Here is a 1,408-nt window from a genome sequence, read left to right on the forward strand (position 1 = left end):
TTGCCCTTCGTGAGGCTGCGCAAGCGGCTTAGCGAGAAGCCGCTCCCTTCAGGGAACGGAGGAGTCACGTTCTCGTCCTCTTCTCCACAGTGGACATAAATAGCCGTTTATTCTATATGTCCGCTTTTTCGGAGAGGATGTGCCGGACGCCGGCCCGCCTGAGCGGCGCGCTCAACCGGTGGACAGGATCAGGCCGCTGGTCGGGACTCCCGTCCCGGCGGTGACGAGGACGTTGCGGACGTCGGCCACCGGGTTCGCGGAGTCGCCGCGGATCTGGCGGACGGCCTCGGCGATGCCGTTCATGCCGTGGATGTACGCCTCACCGAGTTGTCCCCCGTGCGGGTTGACCGGGAGGCGGCCGTCGATCTCGATGCCGCCGCCCGCCACGTAGTCGCGCGCCTCGCCCCGGCCGCAGAAGCCGAGCTCCTCCAGCTGGACGAGGACGAACGGGGTGAAGTGGTCGTAGAGGATGGCGGTTTGCACGTCCTGCGGTCCCAGGCCCGCCTGGGACCAGAGCCTGCGGCCGACCACCCCCATCTCCGGCAGGCCGGTCATGTCGTCGCGGTAGTAGCTGGTCATCATCATCTGCCCGGCGCCGGAGCCCTGGGCCGCGGCCCGGATCACCGCGGGCGGGCGGCGCAGGTCGCGGGCGCGCTCGGCCGAGGTGACGACCACGGCCACCGCGCCGTCGCTCTCCTGGCAGCAGTCGAGCAGGTGGAGCGGCTCGACCACCCACCGGGAGGCCTGGTGCTCGGCCAGGGTGATCGGACGGCCGTGGAACCAGGCCGCCGGGTTGACGGCCGCGTGGCGGCGCATGGCCACGGCCACCCGTCCGAAGTCCTCGGAGGTCGCGCCGTAGACGTGCAGGTACCTGCGGGCGAACATGGCGACCCAGGCCGCCGGGGTGACGAGCCCGTACGGCGCATGCCAGCTCATCTCCATGCCCTGGGAGGTCGGCTGCCCGCCGAGCCCGGCGTCCGGCCTGCCGAACCGGCGGCCGGAGCGCTCGTTGAAGGCGCGGTAGCAGACCACGGTCCCGGCGACCCCGGTGGCCACCGCCATGGCGGCGTGCAGCACGGTGCCGCAGGCCGCGCCGCCCCCGTAGTCCACCCGGGAGAAGAACGACAGCTCGCCGATGCCCGTCTCCCGGGCCACGGCGATCTCCTGGTTGGCGTCCTGGGCGAAGGTGACCAGCCCGTCCACCTCGGAGGGGGCCAGGCCGGCGTCGTCCAGCGCCGCGAACACGGCCTCGGCCGCCAGCCGGAGCTCGGATCTGCCTGACCTCTTGGAGAACTCGGTCGCGCCGATGCCGGCGATCGCCGTACGGCCGGAGAGGGAGGGCACGTGCTGACCTCACGGGGTGCGCGGGGCGGACGGGGACGGGGTGCGGACGGGGACGGGAACGGGG

General features: G+C 72.2%; 1 protein-coding gene. It reads right to left on the minus strand.

Annotation, left to right across the window (positions count from 1 at the left end; translation table 11 throughout):
- Positions 1 to 171: 171 nt before the first annotated feature.
- Complete coding sequence (locus ACWJ6R_RS36305; RefSeq protein WP_449066541.1) at positions 172 to 1,344, minus strand: lipid-transfer protein; 1,173 nt, start codon at positions 1,342 to 1,344, stop codon at positions 172 to 174.
- Between the last annotated feature and the right edge of the window lie 64 nt (positions 1,345 to 1,408).

Source organism: Planomonospora algeriensis (genome assembly GCF_977012225.1).